Here is a 19,338-nt window from a genome sequence, read left to right on the forward strand (position 1 = left end):
GGGGCAATGGGGAGCGGGCTCCCGACAACCCTGCGGCCCCGCCTCCGGTGTTGTCGCCGGCCGCCGACGCTCCTTCCCCGAGCTCTCGGCCGTGTTCGAGCAGGGAGGCCCCATCTGCCTCCTCCTTCGCCTCGGGTTCGAGGCCGCATGACGCCGCTCGCCGATCCACTCCCCGTCGCCCCCGGGGCGTTAGCCTGCTGATGGGTCGCCGGTCGAGCGGCCCGGTCCCTTCCGTACGGCCACGCCCGTGTCCCGCAGCCCCTGGACCCTCATGCCGACGACCGACGAGCCCGCCCGCCCCCCTCGCCGCCCCCTGGGGCGCGGCCCGGGGAGCCGTCCCGTACCGGAACGGGCGGGCGGCCCGGACACCGGCGCCGAACCGCCCGCCCCGGCCCTCCCCGCCGACGGGGCGGCGCCCGCGCACCCGGCGGCGGCCCCGGAAGCCCGGGAGGTGCCGGAGACCGTCGAGACGGCCGAGACGTCGGAGCCTGCCGAGGCGCCGGAAGTACCGGAGGCACCGGAGGCACCCGGTTCCGGAGCGCCGGAGTCCGAGGGGGCCGGGGTGGAGTCCGAGGCCGTCGAGGACGGGCGGTTCACCGTTCGGCTGGCGAACTTCGAGGGGCCCTTCGACCTGCTCCTCCAGCTCATCTCCAAGCACAAGCTGGACGTGACCGAAGTCGCGCTGTCCAAGGTCACCGACGAGTTCATGGCGCACATCCGGGCCATGGGACCGGACTGGGACCTGGACCAGACCACCGAGTTCCTGGTCGTCGCCGCGACCCTGCTCGACCTGAAGGCCGCCCGGCTGCTGCCCGCCGCCGAGGTGGAGGACGAGGCGGACCTGGCGCTGCTGGAGGCGCGCGACCTGCTCTTCGCGCGGCTGCTCCAGTACCGCGCGTACAAACGCATCGCGGAGATCTTCAGCGAGCGCCTGGAGTCGGAGGGACGGCGCTTCCCGCGGACCGTGGGCCTGGAACCGCACCACGCCGATCTGCTGCCCGAGGTCGTGATCAGCATCGGGGCGGAAGGATTCGCCCGGCTGGCGGTGAAGGCGATGCAGCCCAAGCCCAAGCCGCAGGTGTACGTCGACCACATCCACGCACCGCTGGTCAGCGTGCGGGAACAGGCCGGGATCGTGGTGGCGCGGCTGCGCGAGGCGGGGGAGGTCAGCTTCCGGGCGCTCACCGAGGACGCCCCGGACACCCTGACCGTCGTCGCCCGGTTCCTCGCACTGCTGGAGCTGTACCGGGAGAAGGCCGTCGCGCTCGACCAGGACGAGGCGCTCGGGGAACTCCTGGTGCGCTGGGCCGGGGGAGAGGGGGACGAGCCCGTGGTCACGGACGAGTTCGACACCGAGGCGCAGGGCGCCCAGGAGGATGTGAAGGCATGAGTCAGCAGGACACCACCGGCTCCACCGTCGCGGATCTCGACCTCAAGCCCGCGCTGGAGGCCGTCCTCATGGTCGTCGACGAGCCCGCGACCGAGGAGCACCTCGCCAAGGTGCTGGAGCGGCCCCGCAGGGCGGTCGCCGACGCGCTGCGCGAGCTGGCCGACGAGTACACCGTGCAGCGCCGGGGCTTCGACCTGCGGCTGGTGGCGGGCGGCTGGCGCTTCTACACCCGCCCCGAGTACGCGGAGGCGGTCGAGGGCTTCGTCCTGGACGGCCAGCAGGCCCGCCTCACCCAGGCGGCGCTGGAGACCCTCGCCGTGGTCGCGTACCGTCAGCCGGTCAGCCGGTCGAGGGTCTCGGCGGTGCGCGGAGTGAACTGTGACGGGGTCATGCGGACCCTCCTGCAGAGGGGCCTCGTCGGGGAGGCGGGCACGGAACCCGAAACAGGTGCGATCCTGTACAGGACGACGAACTACTTTCTGGAGCGGATGGGCCTGCGTGGCTTGGATGAGCTCCCGGAGCTCGCGCCCTTCCTCCCCGAGGCGGACGCGATCGAGGCCGAGACGCCAGAGGGTGTGCCGTCGTTCGATCCGGACGCACCGGACACCCCGGATACTCACGCAGACGACAAGACGGACTTTTGATGCGAAGCAGTGGCAGGAACAGCGGAAGCGGCAGCGGCAGGAGCGGCGGCAACCGGAATCCCCGGGGTGCCGGCGCCGGCCGTGACGGCAAGCAGGAGCAGCGTCCCCGCCGGCCCAGGCCCGAGGAGCGCCGCTACGACGTGGGCGCCGACGGCGAGAGGAGCGGCGACGGCCCCCGCAAGGGCCGCGGCGCCGCGGCCCGCGGCGGGGCCAAGGGCGGTCCGAAGGCCGCGCAGGGCGGCGGCCGGAGCGGTGACCAGCGCCGCCGCGGCGCCCCGTCCCGTCCCCGGGAGCTCGACGCCAAGATCGAGCAGCGCAACCGGGACCGGTACGCGAACAAGCCCGAGATCAGGACGCCCAAGACCCACCCCGGCGCCGAGCAGGAGGGCGAGCGGCTGCAGAAGGTCCTCGCCCGGGCCGGCATGGGCTCGCGCCGCGCGTGCGAGGAGCTGATCGAGCAGGCCCGCGTCGAGGTGAACGGCGAGATCGTCGTCGAGCAGGGCATGCGCGTCGACGTGCACAAGGACGAGATCAAGGTGGACGGCCTGACCGTGGCCGCCCAGTCCTACCTCTTCTTCGCGCTGAACAAGCCCGCCGGCGTCGTCTCCTCCATGGAGGACCCGGACGGCCGCCAGTGCCTCGGCGACTACGTCACCAACCGTGAGACGCGGCTCTTCCACGTCGGCCGGCTGGACACCGAGACCGAGGGCGTCATCCTGCTCACCAACCACGGCGAGCTGGCCCACCGTCTGACCCACCCCAAGTACGGGGTGAAGAAGACCTACCTGGCCGCCATCCAGGGACCGCTCCCGCGAGATCTGGGCAAGCGGCTCAAGGACGGCATCCAGCTGGAGGACGGGTACGCCCGCGCCGACCACTTCCGGGTCGTCGAGAACACCGGCAAGAACTACCTGGTCGAGGTCACCCTCCACGAGGGACGCAAGCACATCGTCCGCCGGATGCTGGCCGAGGCCGGTTTCCCGGTCGAGCGGCTCGTGCGCACCTCCTTCGGACCGATCCCGCTGGGCGACCAGAAGTCCGGCTGGCTGCGCCGCCTCACCAACACCGAGGTGGGCATGCTGATGCGCGAGGTCGGCCTGTAGCAGCACCCGTATCCCGGCCCGCGGCCGGTTCCCGTCGTCGATGTTTCGAACGGGAACCGGCCGCGGGCCTTTTGCCGTGCCCGTTCCCCCTTTATAGTCAGAGTGACTATTAAGGAGGCGGGCGTGAGTCTCGCGGATTTCCTCGATCCCCTGCAGCAACCCCTGGTGACGGTTCTGGACACCCCGGTCAGCTGGACCGAGGTGCTCGGCTTCGGCAGCGGTGCGCTGTGCGTCTGGCTCGTGGCCCGCCAGCACCTCGCCAACTGGCCGATCGGCATCGCCAACAACCTCTTCTTCATCCTGCTGTTCGCCCAGGCCGGTCTGTACGCCGACGCCGGCCTGCAGATCGTCTTCATCGTCCTCGCCTGCTACGGCTGGTGGACCTGGACCCACGGGGGTGGACCAGGAACACCGGACCTGCCGGTGAGGCGGACCACGCGCGCCGAATGGATCCGGCTGCTCGTGGCCGGGGCGGTGGGGGCCCTCGCCCTCACCGCCCTGCTCGACCGCGCCACCGATTCGACCGTGCCCTTCTGGGACGCCCTGACGACCGCGCTGTCCCTGACGGCGACGTACGGGCAGTGCCGCAAGCTCGTCGAGTCGTGGTGGCTCTGGATCGCCGCCGACGTGGTGTACATCCCGCTGTACGCGTACAAGGAGCTCTACCTGACCTCGCTGCTGTACATCGGGTTCATGACGCTCTGCCTGATCGGGCTGCGCAACTGGCGGCGCGACCTCGCCGGACAGCGGCGGGAGCCGGCGGCGGTGACGGCGTGAAGCGCTTCGGACACGGGCTGGTCCTCGGCAAGTTCTATCCGCCGCACGCCGGCCACCACCACCTCGTCCGCACCGCGCAGGACCGCTGCGAACGGCTGACCGTCCTCGTCTGCGCCGCCTCCGTCGAGTCCGTTCCGCTCGCCGACCGGGTGGCCTGGATGAGGGAGGTCCACCCGGAGGCGCGGGTCGTCGGCGCCGTCGACGACACCCGCATGGACCTCCACGACCCGGCGATCTGGGACGCTCACATGGCCGTCTTCACCGCGGCCGTGCCCGAGCCGGTGGACGCCGTCTTCACCTCGGAGTCGTACGGGGACGAACTCGCCCGCAGGTTCGGCGCCGAGTCCGTCTGCGTCGACCCCGGCCGCACGGTCTTCCCCGTCTCCGGAACGGCCGTCCGCAAGGACCCGGTCGGCTGCTGGGACTTCCTGGAACCGCCGGTACGGGCCGCGCTCGCCCGCCGGGTCGTCGTCCTCGGCGCGGAATCCACCGGCACCACGACGATGGCCCTGGCCCTGGCCGACCACTACCGCCGACGCGGCGGGGTCTGGGCCCGGACCGGCTACGTCGCCGAGTACGGCCGGGAGTTCAGCGAACGGAAACTGGCCGAGCTGCGCTCCCGCTGGCCCGGCGCCCAGTGGGAGGACGTCGTCTTCCGCACGGAGGACTTCCCGCTGATCGCCGAGGCCCAGAACGCCGCGGAGGACGCGGCCGCGCGCGTCGGGTCGCCGGTGCTCCTCTGCGACACCGACTCCTTCGCCACCACCGTCTGGCACGAGCGGTACATCGGCGGACGCAACCCGCTCGTCGAGGAGACCGCCGACCGCGTCGCCCACCACCTGTGGCTGCTCACCGACCACGAGGGCGTCGCCTTCGAGGACGACGGACTGCGCGACGGCGAGGAGCTGCGCCCCTGGATGACCGACCGCTTCCGGGCCGAACTCACCCGCACCGGAAGGCGGTTCGTCGAACTGACCGGATCCCACGAGGAACGCCTGGAGACCGCGGTCGCCGCCGTCGACCGGCTGCTCGCCGACGGCTGGGACTTCGCCGCCCCCCTGCCGGAGAACCGATGAGCACCGGCGTCCCCGCGGGCTACGACCCGCACGCCTTCGAACCCTTCGCGGTCACCGTGGACCTCGCCGTCTTCACGGTCCGCACCGGCCGGCTCCACGTCCTGCTCGTCGAACGGGGCGAGGAGCCCTACAAGGGCCACTGGGCGCTGCCCGGCGGCTTCGTGCTGCCCCGCGAGTGCGCCGAGGACGCCGCCCGCCGGGAACTCGCCGAGGAGACCGGACTTACGGAGGCCACCGTCGGCGCCCTCCACCTGGAGCAGCTGCGCACCTACAGCGACCCGGACCGCGACCCCCGGATGCGGGTCGTCTCCGTCGCGTACGCCGCGCTCGTGCCCGACCTGCCCGAACCGCGCGGCGGGGGCGACGCGGCGGGCGCCCGGTGGTGGGACGCCGGGCTGCCGCGTAAGGAGCCGGACACCCCCGACCCGGCGGGACCCCCGCCCCGCGCCCCGGGTCCGCTCGCCTTCGACCACGACCGCATCCTCGCCGACGCCCACGACCGGATCGGCGCCAAGCTGGAGTACACCTGCCTCGCCACCGCCTTCTGCCCGCCCGAATTCACCCTGGGGGAACTCCAGCAGGTGTACGAGACGGTCTGGGGCGTCGAGCTGGACCGGCCCAACTTCCGGCGCAAGGTCCTCACCACGCCCGGCTTCGTCCAGGTCGTGGAGGGACCGCCGCGCCGCACCGGCGGACGGGGAAAACCGGCCGCGCTCTACCGGGCGGGTGCCGCCACCGCCCTGCACCCTCCACTCCTGAGACCGGAAGGAAGAAGCACATGATCGTGACCAGGACCATCACCAAGCAGGCCGCCACCGGCGCGCTGACCGGGCTCGCGCTCGGCGACGCCCTGGGCTTCCCGACCGAGTTCAACAACGTGCCCTCGATCCTCGCCAAGTGCGGACCGTGGCGCGAGATGCGGCTGCCGAAGCCCGCGTTCGTCACCGACGACACCCAGATGACCCTGGCCCTGGGGCGGGGCCTGCGCACCGCCATGGACCGCGGGCTGCTCACCCCGCTGCGGCTGGCCCGGCCGGTGCGCGAGGAGTTCGTCGACTGGTACCACTCGCCCGACAACAACCGCGCCCCCGGCCGCACCTGCATGACCGCCTGCCGCCTGCTCGACGGCGACCGGCCCTGGCAGGAGGCCAGCCAGACCGGTTCCAAGGGCTGCGGCGCCAACATGCGGGTCGCACCGATCGGACTCGCGCCCGGCCTGAGCGACGAACAGCGCTCCGGCGCCGCCCAGTTGCAGGCCGCCCTCACCCACGGCCACCCGACCGCGCTCGCCGCGTCCGACCTGACGGCCCGCGCGGTGCACCTGCTGGCCCAGGGGGTGGATCCGACGGGACTGATCGGGCAGCTGCGCAGCTACGCGTACGAGAACAGCGGCCGCTACCTCACGCGCTGGCTCGGCGACCTCTGGCGGTACGCGGGCGACGCCTCGCCCGAGCTGTACATCCGGCGCGGCTGGGAGGAGTGCCTCACCGTCCTGGCCCGCGTCCAGGACGCCCTGCGCGACCCCTCCCCGGAGACCGACCCCTGCGAGCGGACCGGCGACGGCTGGATCGCGGAGGAGGCCCTCGCCACCGCCCTGCACTGCTTCCTCCTCTTCCCCGAGGACCCCGTCACCGCACTGCGCCGCGCCGCCTGCACCCGAGGCGACTCGGACTCGCTGGCCTGCCTGACCGGGGCGTTCGCCGGGGCGCACCTGGGGGCGGGGGCCTGGCCCAAGGAGTGGTCGGAGCGGATCGAGTACCGGAGCGACCTGCTGGCGCTGGGGGCGCTCTGGGATTCTTGAGCCATGAGTACGGAAACGACGCCCCTCCAGGGGTCCGGACTGCCGGTCATGGACCTCGGCCCGGTCCTCGCCGGGGAACGCCACCCGCTGCTGTTCGCCACGGTCTCCGGGGCGCACCTCTACGGGTTCCCGTCCCGGGACTCGGATGTGGACCTTCGGGGGGTCCATCTCCTGCCCGCGGAGGACCTCCTCGGGCTGCGCCGGCCCGAGGAGACCCGCTCGCGGATGTGGGACCGGGAGGGCGTCGAGATGGACCTCGTCACCCATGACCTGCGGAAGTTCGTCCAGCTGATGCTGAAGCCCAACGGCTACGTGCTGGAGCAGCTGCTCTCGCCGCTCGTCGTGCACACGAGCGAGCCGCACGCGGAGCTGGTGGCCCTGGCCCCCGGGGTGCTCACCCGCAACCACGCCCACCACTACCGGGGATTCGCCAACACCCAGTGGCGGCTCTTCGAGAAGACCGGCGAGCTGAAACCGCTGCTGTACACGTTCCGGGCGCTGCTCACCGGCATCCACCTGATGCGCAGCGGCGAGGTGCTGGCACATCTGCCGACGCTGCTCGGGGAGGTCGCCGCCCCGGCCCGGCTGCCCGATCTGATCGCGGCCAAGGCCGAGGCCGAGCACGGGGGAGCGGAGGGCGTGGACGCCGCGGCGGTGTCCCGGGAGGTCGAGGCGCTGCACACGGTGCTCGACGAGGCGCAGGCGGCGTCACGGCTCCCCGACGCGGCCGGCGGGTTCGACGCACTGCACGAGCTCGTGGTGCGTGCCCGGCCGACGGGGCGGGTGTCGTAGCCGCGGCACCCGCAGGGCAGGACGGGACTTCCGGAACACGTCCTACGACGTGGTTCCCCCGCCGGGCCTCATGCCGTGTTCCCGCCGGGCCGGGAAGCGGAGGCCCGGCGGGTACGGACCAGGAAGTCCTCCACCCGGGCCCGGTCCGGTCCGGGCGGCAGGGGCGAGCCGGCCACCGCCCCGTCGTTCTCCTCGACCAGGCGGTCCATGCGGCGTTCCACCTCCGCCCAGGAGACCTCGCCCCGCTTCACCGCCAGCAGCTCCTCCCGGGCCGCGCCCACCTCGATCGTGAGCTCGCCCGTGCGCAGCAGGTCCCGGACGCTCGCCAGCAGCCGCAGCAGGTGCATGGCGTGCTTCCAGCGCGGGGCCCCGTGCTGCCGGACGTCCGCCTCCAGCTTCCTGCGCTGGCCCACCGCGTAGCGCACGAAGGTCTGGTGGACCAGCCGGGAGAGGAACGCGTCGCGCAGCGAGAGGAGCTCGCGGCCCACGGGGTCGACGTGCTGCACCAGCGGCGAGTGCAGGCACTCCAGCACGTTGGGGTTGGCGCGCAGGGCCAGTTCGCAGAAGCGCTCCAGCTCCCAGGAGAACTGTTCCGGTGCCGGTCCCTCGATGTGCGTCGGCGGCTTGTCGAACCGCCAGAACAGCGGGGTCGGCGCGAGGAAGACCCCGCGCAGGTCGGTGTCGCTCCCCTCCGTGGCGAGCCCGAAGGCGCGTGAGCCCATCACACAGGAGTAGACCGTGTGGTCGCGTACGAGGGCCTCGGGATCAGGGGTGGTCATGCGGGTGAGGGTACGGGGGAGGAGGCGCGCCGCGTCGGGAGTTTCCCGGCGCGCACGGCCGCGGGAGCCGCGCCGCCCGAGTGGCAGGAGCCCCGGTTCTGATCGACATTGTCGATGAATCATCCCCTCCGGAAGGGCGGAACCATGGCGGGAAACGACCTCGGCAGCCTGCTGGGCGGACTGCTGGGCGGCGGCAGCGGACAGGGCGGCGGCTCCGGCGGCGCGGGGAACATCCTGGGCGCACTGCTGGGCGCGCTCGGCGGCGGCCAGGGCGGTCGGAGCGGACAGGGCGGCGGCAGTGCGCTCGAAGGGCTGATCGACGTGCTCACCCGGTCCGGCCTGGTCGACCAGGCGCAGTCCTGGATCGGCACCGGCGCGAACCAGCCGGTCAGCGGCGCCCAGATCGCCGAGGCGCTGCCGGACGGGACCCTGCGGCAGGTCGCTCAGGAGGCCGGGGTGTCCACGGAACAGGCGGCCGACGAGATCGCCCGGTCGCTGCCGACGGCCGTCGACAAATTGACTCCGTCGGGGGAGGTGCCGGAAGGCCGCTCCATCGAGGACCTGGTCCGCGAGCAGCGACTCTGAAACGGCACCGCCCGCGAGGGGCGGCAGGACGCACGGCCCGTCTCACTGACAGAGCACCCGGGGCCGCGGGCCCCGCCGCCCCTCTAGGCTGACCGGGCAGGGATCACGCAGGCGGACAGCAGGCGCGACACGCACGAGGGAACCGAGGAGCACGACGTGGCGGTACGAGCGGTCCGCGGAGCCGTCCAACTGGAACGGGACGAGCCCGGGCACATGGGCGAGCGGGTCGGGGCCCTGCTCACCGCCGTCCTCGAACGCAACGGATTCGTCGCGGACGACCTCATCAGCATCTGGTTCACCGCCACCCCCGACCTGCACAGCGATTTCCCGGCCGCCGCCGCCCGCGGGCTGGGTATCGTCGACGTACCGCTGATCTGCGCCCAGGAACTGGACATCACGGGGGCCATGCCCCGGGTGGTGCGCGTCCTGGCGCATGTGGAGACGTACCTTTCCAAGGCCGAGATCGCGCACGTGTACCTCGGCGCCACCGCCGCACTCCGCAAGGACATCGCCCAGTGAGAACCGCCCTCGTCATCGGAACGGGCCTGGTCGGCACCTCCGCAGCGCTCGCCCTCGCCGGGCGCGGCATCCAGGTCCACCTGGCCGACCACGATCCCGGATCGGCCCGCACCGCGGCCGCGCTCGGCGCGGGTACGGACGAGGCCCCCGAGGGCCGCGTCGACCTGGCGATCGTCGCCGTGCCGCCCGCCCACGTGGCCCCGGTCCTGGCCGCCGCCGTGCGGGACGGCGTCGCGCGCGGCTACCTCGACGTCGCCAGCGTCAAGGGCGGCCCGCGCCGCGATCTGGAGGCCCTCGGCCTCGACCTCACGGCCTACATCGGCACGCACCCCATGGCGGGCAAGGAGCGGTCCGGCCCCCTCGCCGCCACCGCGGACCTGTTCGAGGGCCGTCCCTGGGTCCTCACCCCGACCCGGGACACCGACACCGAGGTCCTCAACCTCGCCCTGGAACTGGTCGCCCTCTGCCGGGCCGTACCGGTCGTGATGGACGCCGACGCCCACGACCGCGCCGTCGCCCTGGTCTCGCACACCCCGCAGCTGATCTCGTCGATGGTCGCCGCCCGGCTGGAGGAGGCCGAGGAGTCCGCCGTGCGCCTCTGCGGCCAGGGCATCAGGGACGTCACCCGGATCGCCGCCTCCGACCCCCGGATGTGGGTGGAGATCCTCTCCGCCAACCCCGGCCCGGTTGCCGACGTGCTGGCCGGGGTCGCCGCCGACCTGGACGAGACGGTACGGGCGCTGCGCGGCCTCGCGTCCGGTGACGGCGACAAGCGCCGGCAGGGCGCCGAGGGCATCGAGGACGTCCTGCGCCGCGGCAACGCGGGCCGGGTCAGGGTGCCGGGCAAGCACGGCACCGCACCCGCCGCGTACGAGATCGTGTCCGTGCTCATCAGCGACCGGCCGGGCGAGCTGGCCAGGATCTTCGCCGACGCGGAACGGATCGGGGTCAACGTCGAGGACGTCCGCATCGAGCACGCCACCGGGCAGCAGGCGGGTCTGGTCCAGCTGATGGTCGAGCCGAGCGCGGCCCCCGGACTGAGCGCGGCACTGCGCGACCGGGGCTGGTCGATACGGCAGTAGGCCGGGGCGGACGGGGGGCGGGAGGGCGTTGTCCACAGGGGTGCAGGGCCCCGCCCCGACACTCGGTAACCTTGTGCGGGGCGGATTCACGCGCGCCCCCGTCCTCCCGCCCACACCCGTGTACCCAGGAAGGTGTCCACCACCGTGGAAACCCGTACGGCCCCGGCCGCAGTGATCGTCGCCATCGACGGGCCCTCCGGCACCGGCAAGTCGAGCACGTCCAAGGCCGTCGCGGCCCAGCTCGGCCTGAGCTACCTGGACACCGGAGCCCAGTACCGGGCGATCACCTGGTGGATGCTGAACAACGGCATCGACGTGCAGGACGCGAAGGAGGTGGCGACCGCCGCCGCCAAGCCGGTCATCGTCTCCGGCACCGACCCGGCCGCCCCGACGATCACCGTCGACGGCGAGGACGCCTCGGGCCCGATCCGCACCCAGGAGGTCACCTCCAGGGTCAGCGCCGTCAGCGCGGTCCCCGAGGTGCGCACCAGGATCACCGAGCTCCAGCGCACCATCGCCGCCGCGGCCGACCGGGGCATAGTGGTCGAGGGCCGGGACATCGGCACCACCGTGCTGCCCGACGCCGACCTGAAGATCTTCCTCACCGCCTCGCCGGAGGCGCGCGCCGCCCGGCGCAGCGGGGAGATCAAGGGCTCCGACCTCGCCGCCACCAAGGAGGCGCTGATCAAGCGGGACGCGGCCGACTCCGGCCGCAAGACCTCCCCGCTCGCCAAGGCGGACGACGCGGTCGAGGTGGACACCACCGAGCTGACCCTTCAGCAGGTCATCGAGTGTGTCGTCACCCTCGTCGAGGAGAAGCGGGCCGCGAAGTGACCCGAGCCACCACGGGCTCGCCCTCGCCGCGCGGCGCGGCGGTCGGACGCGGGATCGGCATCGGGCTGATGTACGGGCTGTGGAAGCCCCGCGTCCTCGGGGCGTGGCGGGTGCCGGCCTCCGGACCCGTCATACTCGCGGTGAACCACTCCCACAACATCGATGGTCCGATGCTGATGGGCACCGCGCCCCGGCCCGTCCACTTCCTGATCAAGAAGGAGGCGTTCGTCGGTCCGCTCGACCCGTTCCTCCGCGGGATCGGGCAGCTGAAGGTGGACCGTACGATCGCCGACCGCACCGCCATCACCCGGGCCCTGGGTGTGCTGGAGGAGGGCGGGGCGCTCGGGATCTTCCCCGAGGGCACCAGGGGCGAGGGCGACTTCGCCTCCCTGCGCGCCGGGCTCGCGTACTTCGCGGTGCGCAGCGGGGCACCGATCGTGCCCGTGGCCGTCCTGGGAAGCACCGAGCGCCGCGGACGGTTGATATCGGCACTGCCACCGTTGCGCAGCCGGGTCGACGTCGTCTTCGGCGAGGCCTTCGAGGCCGGCGACGGCAGCGGGCGGCGTACGCGCAAGGCGCTGGACGAGGCGACGGTACGGATCCAGGCGCGGCTGACCGCCCATCTGGACGAGGCCCGGCGTTTCACCGGGCGCTGAGTAAGACTTGAGTAGTGGGCCGCGTGATCGCGGCCCATCGATGATGCAAAGAGGAACGGACTTCATGAACGACCAGATTCACTCCGACGGCTCGGACCACGAGCACGGAGCGCTTGGCGACGCCGAGTACGCGGAGTTCATGGAGCTCGCCGCGGAGGAGGGCTTCGACCTGGAGGAGGTCGAGGGCGCGATCGGCGAGGCCGGTCACGGACCGCTGCCCGTGCTCGCCGTCGTCGGCCGTCCCAACGTCGGCAAGTCGACATTGGTGAACAGGATCATCGGCCGCCGCGAGGCGGTCGTCGAGGACAAGCCCGGCGTCACCCGCGACCGCGTCACCTACGAGGCCGAGTGGGCGGGCCGCCGCTTCAAGGTCGTCGACACCGGCGGCTGGGAGCAGGACGTGCTGGGCATCGACGCCTCCGTCGCCGCCCAGGCCGAGTACGCCATCGAGGCCGCAGACGCGGTCGTCTTCGTGGTCGACTCGACGGTCGGCGCGACCGACACCGACGAGGCCGTCGTCAAGCTGCTGCGCCGGGCCGGCAAGCCCGTCGTGCTGTGCGCCAACAAGGTCGACGGGCAGAGCGGCGAGGCCGACGCCGCCGCGCTCTGGTCGCTCGGCCTCGGCGAGCCGCACCCGGTCTCCTCGCTGCACGGCCGCGGCACCGGCGACCTGCTCGACGCCGTGCTCGAAGCACTTCCCGAGGCCCCGGCGCAGCGCTTCGGCACCCCGATCGGCGGACCGCGCCGGATCGCGCTCATCGGCCGCCCGAACGTCGGCAAGTCCTCGCTGCTGAACAAGGTGGCGAACGAGGACCGCGTCGTCGTCAACGAGCTGGCGGGCACCACCCGCGACCCGGTCGACGAGCTGATCGAGCTCGGCGGCATCACCTGGAAGTTCATCGACACGGCCGGTATCCGCCGCCGCGTCCACCTCCAGGAGGGCGCGGACTACTACGCCTCCCTGCGCACCGCCGCCGCCGTGGAGAAGGCCGAGGTCGCCGTCGTCCTGATCGACGCCGGCGAGTCCATCAGCGTCCAGGACCAGCGCATCATCACCATGGCCGTGGAGGCCGGGCGCGCCATGGTGATCGCGTACAACAAGTGGGACACCCTCGACGAGGAGCGCCGCTACTACCTGGAGCGCGAGATCGAGACGGAGCTCGCACAGGTCTCCTGGGCCCCGCGGGTCAACGTCTCGGCCGCCACCGGCCGCCACATGGAGAAGCTGGTCCCGGCGATCGAGACGGCCCTCGCCGGCTGGGAGACCCGTGTCCCCACCGGCCGGCTGAACGCCTTCCTCGGCGAGGTCGTCGCCGCCCACCCGCACCCCATCCGCGGCGGCAAGCAGCCCCGCATCCTGTTCGGCACCCAGGCGGGCACCAAGCCGCCGCGCTTCGTGCTGTTCTCCTCGGGCTTCCTGGAGCACGGCTACCGCCGGTTCGTCGAGCGCCGGCTGCGCGAGGAGTTCGGCTTCGAGGGCACCCCGATCCACATCTCGGTGCGGGTCCGCGAGAAGCGCGGCCGCAACAAGTAGCCGACACGGGCGTACGACGGAGCCCCGGCCGGTCTCGAATCCGAGACCGGCCGGGGCTCCGTCGCAGGTCAAGCCCCTCGCGAGCCGGGCGGCAGCGCGGCCGGCCGGGCGCGCCCGGAGTGTCCGCCCACCCGCTGCCAGGAACCGGTGCCGCCGCGGGTGCCGGTGGTACCGCCGTTGCCGGCCGTACCACCGGTCGCGGACAGCCCGGTGGAGAAGCCCGGGGCGTGGCCAGGGCGGGGGCCCAGCGGAAGACGGCTGCCGAAGAGCCCGCTGCCGAAGGACATGAAGCCGAGATTCTCCTCGCCGCTCCGGTCACCCGGCAGCGCCCGGAACGAGCGGCGGTACTCGGAGTACAGCGCGTCGTAGATCGGGGTGTGGGACTGACCACCCGAGGGCTCCTGCGTGGGGCGCATGGCAGGAATCGGGCTCGGGCGCTGGTGTGAGGAGTCGTATGAGTGCACGTACGTGCCAACGACCCCGGTGTCCGTCGGATGCGGGCGCGGCGGAGAAATAGCGGTTCGCCGCGGGCGCGAGGGCCGGTCGGCCACGGTCAGGTCCCGGCCAGCGGCATCGCGGCGGCGACCAGGAGCCCGTCGGCCGCGGCCCTGTCCAGCGCGTCGCGCAGCAGGTCCTCGCGGGGCTGCTGGCCGATCGACCCCGCCGGGGCGGCGAAGACGAGGACGGTCTGCGACTTGTTGGCCGCGGTCCGCCAGCCCTCGGTGACCTGGAGCGGGGCGTGCGCCTGCCACCAGGCGACCGGGGCGCCGCCGTCGGGGCCCGGCTGGAGCACGGCGTGCAGCTTGCCCATGGCGAGCAGGATCGACCAGCCGTGCAGGACGGCGGGCACCTGGTCCATCCGGGGGGCCCGGTGGAAGCCCTGCTCCAGCAGCAGCTGGAGGAACTCGTCGCCCCGGCTGCCGTCCGTGCCCGGCCGGGCGATCGCGCCGGTCGGCTCGACGACGAGGGCCGGGTGGAGCTCGTCGTCGATCAGGACGAGACCGCTGGTGATCCCGAGCACGGCCTGCTCGGCGGGAAGGTCCTGCGACTGCTCGGCCTCGTCGCCGGTGATGCTGCGCACGGCGCCCTGCAACTGCTCCTCGGCGACCTGGACGACCTGGGAGGGGATGCAGGTGGCGTGGGCGAAGGCGAGCACCGCGGTCTCGTCGCCGACGAACAGCACCGTGCTGGTGCGTTCCTGCTCGGAGTCCCCGGGGGTGCGGCAGGAGGTGCAGTCGTAACTTCCGGGGGTGTTGTCGCCGACGAGCAGCCGGTCGGCTTCGGCATCGCCGATCTCGGCGCGTACGTCCTCGCTGACGTCGAGCATGCGCGGCACGGGTGGCTCCTCGAACTCGGTGCGTGCGCCGGGCGGTTCCCGGCTCATGAAGATGACAACGGGCGATCCGCGGCCGGGGTCACGCGAGAAAGGGAACGTAATCGAACCATCCGCCACAGAGGGTGAATCCCGGTGTCCCTCGGGGCACCTGCGGCCGATTCGTCCTGGTGGGGTGTACGGCGATGTGGTCGACTCGGCGACAGCCCGGCATACCGATACGTCGACAAAGCAGGAAAACGGACGAGTCGGTGACCGGCCGAAACTCGTTCCCATCCGGAGTGAACCTCCGGGTGCCTCGAACCGTCATGGCAAGTGCACCCCGCCCACTGGCCAGTTGAACCGGGAGACACGGCGTTCCATGCACATTTCTTTCCTGCTCCACAACGCCTACGGAGTCGGGGGCACGATCCGGACGACGTTCAACCTCGCGGAGGAACTGGCAGGACACCACGACGTCGAGATCGTGTCGGTCTTCCGGCACCGGGACGACCCCGTCCTGGGCGCGCCCCCGGGCGTGCGCATGAGCCACCTCGTGGACCTGCGGAAGAAGAGCCCGACGTACGACGGCGACGCGCCCGAGCACGCCCGTCCCGCCACGGTGTTCCCGCGCGGCGACAGCAGGCACCGGCAGTACAGCAGGCTGACCGACGCACGGGTGGCGGAGCACCTGCGCTCCCTGGACGCGGACGTCGTGGTCGGGACCAGGCCGGGGCTCAACGTGCAGATCAGCAGGCAGACCCGGCCCGGCCCGGTCCGGATCGGCCAGGAACATCTCACCCTCGACAGCCACGGCTACCGGCTGCGCCGCGAGATCGGGCACCGCTACGCCCTGCTCGACGCGATCACCACCGTCACCGAGGCCGACGCCCGCGCCTACCGGACCGGGCTCAAGCTGCCCGGGGTACGGATCGAGGCCATCCCCAACAGCGTGCCCGCGCCGACCGTCCCGCCCGCCGACGGCGACCACAAGTGGGTGATCGCCGCGGGCCGGCTGCACCGGGTCAAGCGGTACGACCTGCTCGTGCGGGCCTTCGCCGACGTGGTGGCCGCCCGCCCGGACTGGCGGCTGCGCATCTACGGCGGCGGCGACGCCACCGGCAACGAGCGGGAGACGCTGGTCGCGCTCATCGACGAACTCGGCCTGCACGAGCACGTGTTCCTGATGGGCCCGGTCAACCCGCTGGAGGCCGAGTGGCCCAAGGGGTCGATCGCCGCGGTCACTTCGGACCGCGAGTCCTTCGGCATGACCATCGTCGAGGCGATGCGCTGCGGACTGCCGGTCGTCGCCACCGACTGCCCGCACGGCCCCCGCGAGATCATCGACGACGGCACCGACGGACGACTGGTGCCGGTCGGCGACACGGCGGCGGTGACCCGGGCGCTGCTCGGGCTGATCGAGGACGACGAGGCGCGGCACCGGGCGGGGCGCGCCGCCCTGGTCGCCTCGCAGCGGTTCGACCCGGCGCGGATCGCCGAACGCCACGAACGGCTCTTCACCGAACTCGCCGCACGGGGCCCGCGCGAGCGCTCGCACGGCGCGATGCGCACCACACTGCACCGCGCCCGGGGCACGGTGCTCGACGGGGCGTACGCCCTGCGCTACAAGGCAGCCGCCGTGATCCGCAGGGGGAACTCCGCATGACCGCCACCACGCCCCACCGGAAGTCCCGGGCCGACTGCACCGTGGGCCCCGACGGCGGGATCACCTTCGATCTCGACCGCCGCCGCGACGAGGACGGCGAGCTGCCCGAACTCCTGCTCCGGCGGCGCGGCGCCAAGGGCGCGGACGGGACCGTGCGGCTGGCGCTGAGCCCGCTGCGCGACGGGCGGCTGCGCGCGGTGCTGCCGGGCTGCACGGAATCCGCCGAGGGCCGCTGGGACGTCCATCTCCGGGAGCCGGACGCGGACGACGGCGAGGCGGTGGCCGTCCTGCCCGGGATCAGGGATCTGCGGCTGCTCGTCGACCGCGCCCCGGACGCCGGGCGGGTCGCGGTCCGCATCCCGTACCCGACGCTCGACGGCCGGCTCGCCGTGCGCTGCTGGCTCCGCGCACCGCACGCCGAGGCCGGGCCGATCACCCTGGACGACGGCGCGATGACCGTCCGGGGCACGCTGTACGGGACGGAGCTCGGCGCCGACGCCCGGGTCGAGGCGCGGCTGCCCGGCGCGGACGGCCGGGTGCTGCGGGCACCGGTCACCGGACGGGACGGCGCCTTCGCCTGCACGCTCCCCGTCGGGCGGCTGGTCGAGGGGCCCCTCGCCGAGCAGCAGCTGTGGACGCTCTGGCTGGTACCGGGGGCCGGGACCGGCGGACCGGCCGGCGGTGTGCGGATCTCCCGCATCCTCGACGACGTGTGGGACCGGAAGAAGATCTTCGTCTACCCGGCCCGTCCCGTCGGGGAGGGGGTCCGGGCCACCCCCTGCTATTCGAGCGACAACGACCTCTGCGTACGGCTCGACCCGGCCCCGGCCAAGTCCCCGGCCGCTCGATAGCCCACCGCCCCGCCGTACGGCCGGGCCCGGCGCGTGTTCGGGCGGTCCGGCGCGCGGTGGAGCGACCCGGCGCGTGCCCGGGGCCCGATGCCCCGGTTTGACGCCGCCGTGCTTCAAGGCGCCCGCGCTCCGCGGCCGTCGCGCCGGTCGCGGAACCGGTCGCAAAGCCGGGTCGGCCGAGGGTCCGGAGCGTTCGCGGGTCCGGACCGGCCGTGGGTCCGGGGATCCTGGCAGACTCGCCCCATGTTGGAGACCTCGGCACGACTGCTGCGCCTGCTCTCGCTGCTCCAGGCGCACCGCGACTGGTCCGGCGCCGATCTCGCCGAACGGCTCGGGGTCACCCCGCGCACCGTCCGGCGCGACATCGACAAGCTGCGCGACCTCGGCTACCCGGTCAACGCCAGCCCCGGCACCGGTGGCGGCTACCAGCTCGGTGCCGGGGCCCAGCTGCCGCCGCTGCTCCTCGACGACGACGAGGCCGTCGCCGTCGCCGTGGGGCTGCGCACGGCGGCGGGAAACGGCGTCGAGGGCATCGGCGAGACCTCCGTACGCGCACTGGCCAAGCTCGAACAGGTGCTGCCGAACCGGCTCCGGCGCCGGGTGAACGCGCTGAACTCCTTCACCGTGCCGCTGTTCCGCGACCCCGGGGCCTTCGCCGCCGACCCGGCCGTCCTGACCGAACTCGCCGCGGCCTGCCGGGACGGCGAACGGCTGCGCTTCGCATACCGCGACCACGCCGGTTCCGCGTCGCGCCGCACCGTCGAACCGCACCGGCTGGTGTGTGCCGAGCGCCGCTGGTACCTCGTCGCCTGGGACCTGGACCGGGCGGCCTGGCGCACGTTCCGCGCGGACCGGATCACGCCCACGCCGCCGCACGGCCCGCGGTTCGTCCCCCGCGACCCGCCGGCCGAGGATCTGGCCGCCTATGTCTCCGAGGGGCTCTCCACCACCGCGTACGCCACGCGGGCGGTGGTCCGGCTGAAGGTGGGCATCGAGCGCGCGGCCGCGAGGACCTCGCCGTTCGCCGGGACCCTGGAGGCGGTCGACGCCGACAGCTGTCTGCTGCGCACCGGTGCGGCGAGCATGGACGTGCTGGTCGTCCACGTCATGATGCTGGGTTTCGACTTCGAGGTCGTCGAGCCGCCGGAGTTCGAGGAGGCGATCCGGACGGCCAGGGACCGGCTGTCCAGGGCCCTGGACTGAGCCCCGCCGCAGGTGACCGGTTCCGCACGGAGGGGTGCCGGCCGCCCTCCGCGGGGCGATGACCGACCTCTATAGGAGCGCCGGACAGTCGTCTCCGTCCCCTGAAGCGAATATTGTGACCAAAGGATAAGGGTGCCATAAGGAAGCGTGAATTCCTGGTGGCATGCTCATTTACTCAGGCTATTCCGTGCGGAAATCGCGAACGGTCCGAACGGGTTATTCCGTTTGGTTTCCACGGCTTCCGCGTGATCATTTCCGATTTTGTGTGATTACTGTGTGTCGGGTCCCCGGGCGCGGGCCCGGGCGTCGCGGCACGGGCGGTGCGCGTGTCGTGATCCTGTGACACAAGCGTGACCGGCGAGGGACGCGGGGATGCCGTGCGGCGACCGCCTCCCCGGCTTCCGTCCGGGTGCCGGGCCGCCTACGGTGAGAGGCATGGCACCCATACCGACCCCCTCCGCCCAGCCCGACGACCCGCCCGGTGCGTATGTCGGCCTCGCCGCCGACGCGGCCGAACGACGGGCCCGCAGCCACGGCTGGGACACCGTCAGATCCCTGCCGCCGGGCGCGATCATCACCATGGAGTTCCGGAGCGGGCGGATCAACTTCGAGGTCGACGACGCCGTCGTCACCCGCTGCTGGGTGGGCTGAGGCCCGCCGCCCCGCCGCCCGGCTCCCCGGGCGGGTTCCGGAGACATGGGAAAGGCCCCGACCTCGGTCGGGGCCTTTCCCAT

The 19,338-nt window shown here is 72.9% G+C and carries 21 protein-coding genes; 18 read left to right on the forward strand and 3 right to left on the reverse strand.

Annotated elements, in window-relative coordinates:
* Positions 1–271: 271 nt before the first annotated feature.
* The 8 genes from ABZZ04_RS15580 (at position 272) to ABZZ04_RS15615 (ending at position 7,583) form a co-directional block, all read left to right on the forward strand.
* Positions 272–1,390 (forward strand): segregation/condensation protein A, encoded by a 1,119-nt coding sequence (locus ABZZ04_RS15580; RefSeq protein ID WP_356932850.1) that lies wholly within the window; start codon positions 272–274, stop codon positions 1,388–1,390.
* Complete coding sequence (gene scpB / locus ABZZ04_RS15585; RefSeq protein ID WP_356932724.1) at positions 1,387–2,034, forward strand: SMC-Scp complex subunit ScpB; 648 nt, start codon at positions 1,387–1,389, stop codon at positions 2,032–2,034. The genes ABZZ04_RS15580 and scpB overlap by 4 nt, the downstream gene beginning before the upstream one ends.
* A complete protein-coding gene (locus ABZZ04_RS15590; RefSeq protein WP_356932725.1) occupies positions 2,034–3,137 on the forward strand; it encodes a pseudouridine synthase in 1,104 nt (367 codons plus the stop codon). The genes scpB and ABZZ04_RS15590 overlap by 1 nt, the downstream gene beginning before the upstream one ends.
* Before the next feature lie 123 nt (positions 3,138–3,260).
* Positions 3,261–3,914 (forward strand): nicotinamide riboside transporter PnuC, encoded by a 654-nt coding sequence (gene pnuC / locus ABZZ04_RS15595; RefSeq protein WP_356932726.1) that lies wholly within the window; start codon positions 3,261–3,263, stop codon positions 3,912–3,914.
* Entirely contained in the window at positions 3,911–4,990 is a 1,080-nt protein-coding gene (locus ABZZ04_RS15600; protein WP_356932727.1) for an AAA family ATPase, read from the forward strand. The genes pnuC and ABZZ04_RS15600 overlap by 4 nt, the downstream gene beginning before the upstream one ends.
* On the forward strand, positions 4,987–5,772 hold the full coding sequence (locus ABZZ04_RS15605; protein ID WP_356932728.1) for an NUDIX domain-containing protein: 786 nt from the start codon (positions 4,987–4,989) through the stop codon (positions 5,770–5,772). Before ABZZ04_RS15600 ends, ABZZ04_RS15605 begins: the two co-directional genes overlap by 4 nt.
* Positions 5,769–6,791, forward strand: a complete 1,023-nt coding sequence (locus ABZZ04_RS15610; RefSeq protein WP_356932729.1) for an ADP-ribosylglycohydrolase family protein — start codon at positions 5,769–5,771, stop codon at positions 6,789–6,791. Before ABZZ04_RS15605 ends, ABZZ04_RS15610 begins: the two co-directional genes overlap by 4 nt.
* A 3-nt stretch (positions 6,792–6,794) precedes the next feature.
* The gene (locus tag ABZZ04_RS15615; RefSeq protein WP_356932730.1) at positions 6,795–7,583 is read left to right on the forward strand and encodes a nucleotidyltransferase domain-containing protein; all 789 of its coding nucleotides are present in this window, start codon (positions 6,795–6,797) and stop codon (positions 7,581–7,583) included.
* 68 nt (positions 7,584–7,651) lie between these two features.
* On the opposite strand, the gene ABZZ04_RS15620 is transcribed toward ABZZ04_RS15615, so the two are convergent.
* A complete protein-coding gene (locus tag ABZZ04_RS15620) occupies positions 7,652–8,362 on the reverse strand; it encodes a nucleotidyltransferase domain-containing protein (protein WP_356932731.1) in 711 nt (236 codons plus the stop codon).
* A 144-nt stretch (positions 8,363–8,506) separates the two neighbouring features.
* Here ABZZ04_RS15620 and ABZZ04_RS15625 point away from each other — a divergent pair, with 144 nt between their 5' ends.
* The 6 genes from ABZZ04_RS15625 (at position 8,507) to der (ending at position 13,572) form a co-directional block, all read left to right on the forward strand.
* Positions 8,507–8,947 carry a YidB family protein gene (locus ABZZ04_RS15625; RefSeq protein WP_356932732.1) on the forward strand — a complete coding sequence of 147 codons (441 nt, stop codon included), beginning with the start codon at positions 8,507–8,509 and terminating at the stop codon, positions 8,945–8,947.
* Between the two features lie 156 nt (positions 8,948–9,103).
* Entirely contained in the window at positions 9,104–9,466 is a 363-nt protein-coding gene (aroH, locus tag ABZZ04_RS15630; RefSeq protein WP_356932733.1) for a chorismate mutase, read from the forward strand.
* The gene (locus tag ABZZ04_RS15635; RefSeq protein ID WP_356932734.1) at positions 9,463–10,548 is read left to right on the forward strand and encodes a prephenate dehydrogenase; all 1,086 of its coding nucleotides are present in this window, start codon (positions 9,463–9,465) and stop codon (positions 10,546–10,548) included. The genes aroH and ABZZ04_RS15635 overlap by 4 nt, the downstream gene beginning before the upstream one ends.
* A 132-nt stretch (positions 10,549–10,680) precedes the next feature.
* The gene (cmk, locus tag ABZZ04_RS15640) at positions 10,681–11,382 is read left to right on the forward strand and encodes a (d)CMP kinase (protein ID WP_356932735.1); all 702 of its coding nucleotides are present in this window, start codon (positions 10,681–10,683) and stop codon (positions 11,380–11,382) included.
* Complete coding sequence (locus ABZZ04_RS15645) at positions 11,379–12,038, forward strand: lysophospholipid acyltransferase family protein (RefSeq protein WP_356932736.1); 660 nt, start codon at positions 11,379–11,381, stop codon at positions 12,036–12,038. Before cmk ends, ABZZ04_RS15645 begins: the two co-directional genes overlap by 4 nt.
* A gap of 64 nt (positions 12,039–12,102) precedes the next feature.
* Complete coding sequence (der, locus tag ABZZ04_RS15650; RefSeq protein ID WP_356932737.1) at positions 12,103–13,572, forward strand: ribosome biogenesis GTPase Der; 1,470 nt, start codon at positions 12,103–12,105, stop codon at positions 13,570–13,572.
* 68 nt (positions 13,573–13,640) lie between these two features.
* Here the strand turns inward: der and ABZZ04_RS15655 are convergent, their stop codons facing one another.
* Both ABZZ04_RS15655 and ABZZ04_RS15660 read right to left on the reverse strand, forming a co-directional pair.
* Positions 13,641–13,988 (reverse strand): hypothetical protein, encoded by a 348-nt coding sequence (locus ABZZ04_RS15655; protein ID WP_356932738.1) that lies wholly within the window; start codon positions 13,986–13,988, stop codon positions 13,641–13,643.
* 137 nt (positions 13,989–14,125) lie between these two features.
* Positions 14,126–14,908 (reverse strand): hypothetical protein, encoded by a 783-nt coding sequence (locus tag ABZZ04_RS15660; RefSeq protein WP_356932739.1) that lies wholly within the window; start codon positions 14,906–14,908, stop codon positions 14,126–14,128.
* Positions 14,909–15,266: 358 nt separating this feature from the next.
* Here ABZZ04_RS15660 and ABZZ04_RS15665 point away from each other — a divergent pair, with 358 nt between their 5' ends.
* From ABZZ04_RS15665 to ABZZ04_RS15680, 4 genes are all read left to right on the forward strand, one after another.
* Positions 15,267–16,550, forward strand: coding sequence for a glycosyltransferase family 4 protein (locus ABZZ04_RS15665; protein ID WP_356932741.1), 1,284 nt, complete (start codon positions 15,267–15,269; stop codon positions 16,548–16,550).
* Entirely contained in the window at positions 16,547–17,401 is an 855-nt protein-coding gene (locus ABZZ04_RS15670) for a transferase (RefSeq protein WP_356932742.1), read from the forward strand. The genes ABZZ04_RS15665 and ABZZ04_RS15670 overlap by 4 nt, the downstream gene beginning before the upstream one ends.
* 243 nt (positions 17,402–17,644) lie before the next feature.
* Entirely contained in the window at positions 17,645–18,604 is a 960-nt protein-coding gene (locus ABZZ04_RS15675; RefSeq protein ID WP_356932743.1) for a YafY family protein, read from the forward strand.
* Positions 18,605–19,039: 435 nt separating this feature from the next.
* Positions 19,040–19,255: an I78 family peptidase inhibitor gene (locus ABZZ04_RS15680; protein WP_356932744.1), complete on the forward strand. Its 216-nt coding sequence runs from the start codon at positions 19,040–19,042 to the stop codon at positions 19,253–19,255.
* Positions 19,256–19,338 lie beyond the last annotated feature (83 nt).

It is taken from the genome of Streptomyces sp. NPDC006435 (assembly GCF_040612315.1).
GTDB lineage: Bacteria > Actinomycetota > Actinomycetes > Streptomycetales > Streptomycetaceae > Streptomyces.

Bases quoted from the DNA above. Each gene is read 5' to 3' on its own strand.
- ABZZ04_RS15580 (WP_356932850.1), top strand. From the start codon at position 272: ATGCCGACGACCGACGAGCCCGCCCGCCCCCCTCGCCGCCCCCTGGGG.
- scpB (WP_356932724.1), top strand. From the start codon at position 1,387: ATGAGTCAGCAGGACACCACCGGCTCCACCGTCGCGGATCTCGACCTC.
- ABZZ04_RS15590 (WP_356932725.1), top strand. From the start codon at position 2,034: ATGCGAAGCAGTGGCAGGAACAGCGGAAGCGGCAGCGGCAGGAGCGGC.
- ABZZ04_RS15605 (WP_356932728.1), top strand. From the start codon at position 4,987: ATGAGCACCGGCGTCCCCGCGGGCTACGACCCGCACGCCTTCGAACCC.
- ABZZ04_RS15610 (WP_356932729.1), top strand. From the start codon at position 5,769: ATGATCGTGACCAGGACCATCACCAAGCAGGCCGCCACCGGCGCGCTG.
- ABZZ04_RS15615 (WP_356932730.1), top strand. From the start codon at position 6,795: ATGAGTACGGAAACGACGCCCCTCCAGGGGTCCGGACTGCCGGTCATG.
- ABZZ04_RS15620 (WP_356932731.1), bottom strand. From the start codon at position 8,362: ATGACCACCCCTGATCCCGAGGCCCTCGTACGCGACCACACGGTCTAC.
- ABZZ04_RS15625 (WP_356932732.1), top strand. From the start codon at position 8,507: ATGGCGGGAAACGACCTCGGCAGCCTGCTGGGCGGACTGCTGGGCGGC.
- der (WP_356932737.1), top strand. From the start codon at position 12,103: ATGAACGACCAGATTCACTCCGACGGCTCGGACCACGAGCACGGAGCG.
- ABZZ04_RS15655 (WP_356932738.1), bottom strand. From the start codon at position 13,988: ATGCGCCCCACGCAGGAGCCCTCGGGTGGTCAGTCCCACACCCCGATC.
- ABZZ04_RS15665 (WP_356932741.1), top strand. From the start codon at position 15,267: ATGCACATTTCTTTCCTGCTCCACAACGCCTACGGAGTCGGGGGCACG.
- ABZZ04_RS15670 (WP_356932742.1), top strand. From the start codon at position 16,547: ATGACCGCCACCACGCCCCACCGGAAGTCCCGGGCCGACTGCACCGTG.
- ABZZ04_RS15675 (WP_356932743.1), top strand. From the start codon at position 17,645: ATGTTGGAGACCTCGGCACGACTGCTGCGCCTGCTCTCGCTGCTCCAG.
- ABZZ04_RS15680 (WP_356932744.1), top strand. From the start codon at position 19,040: ATGGCACCCATACCGACCCCCTCCGCCCAGCCCGACGACCCGCCCGGT.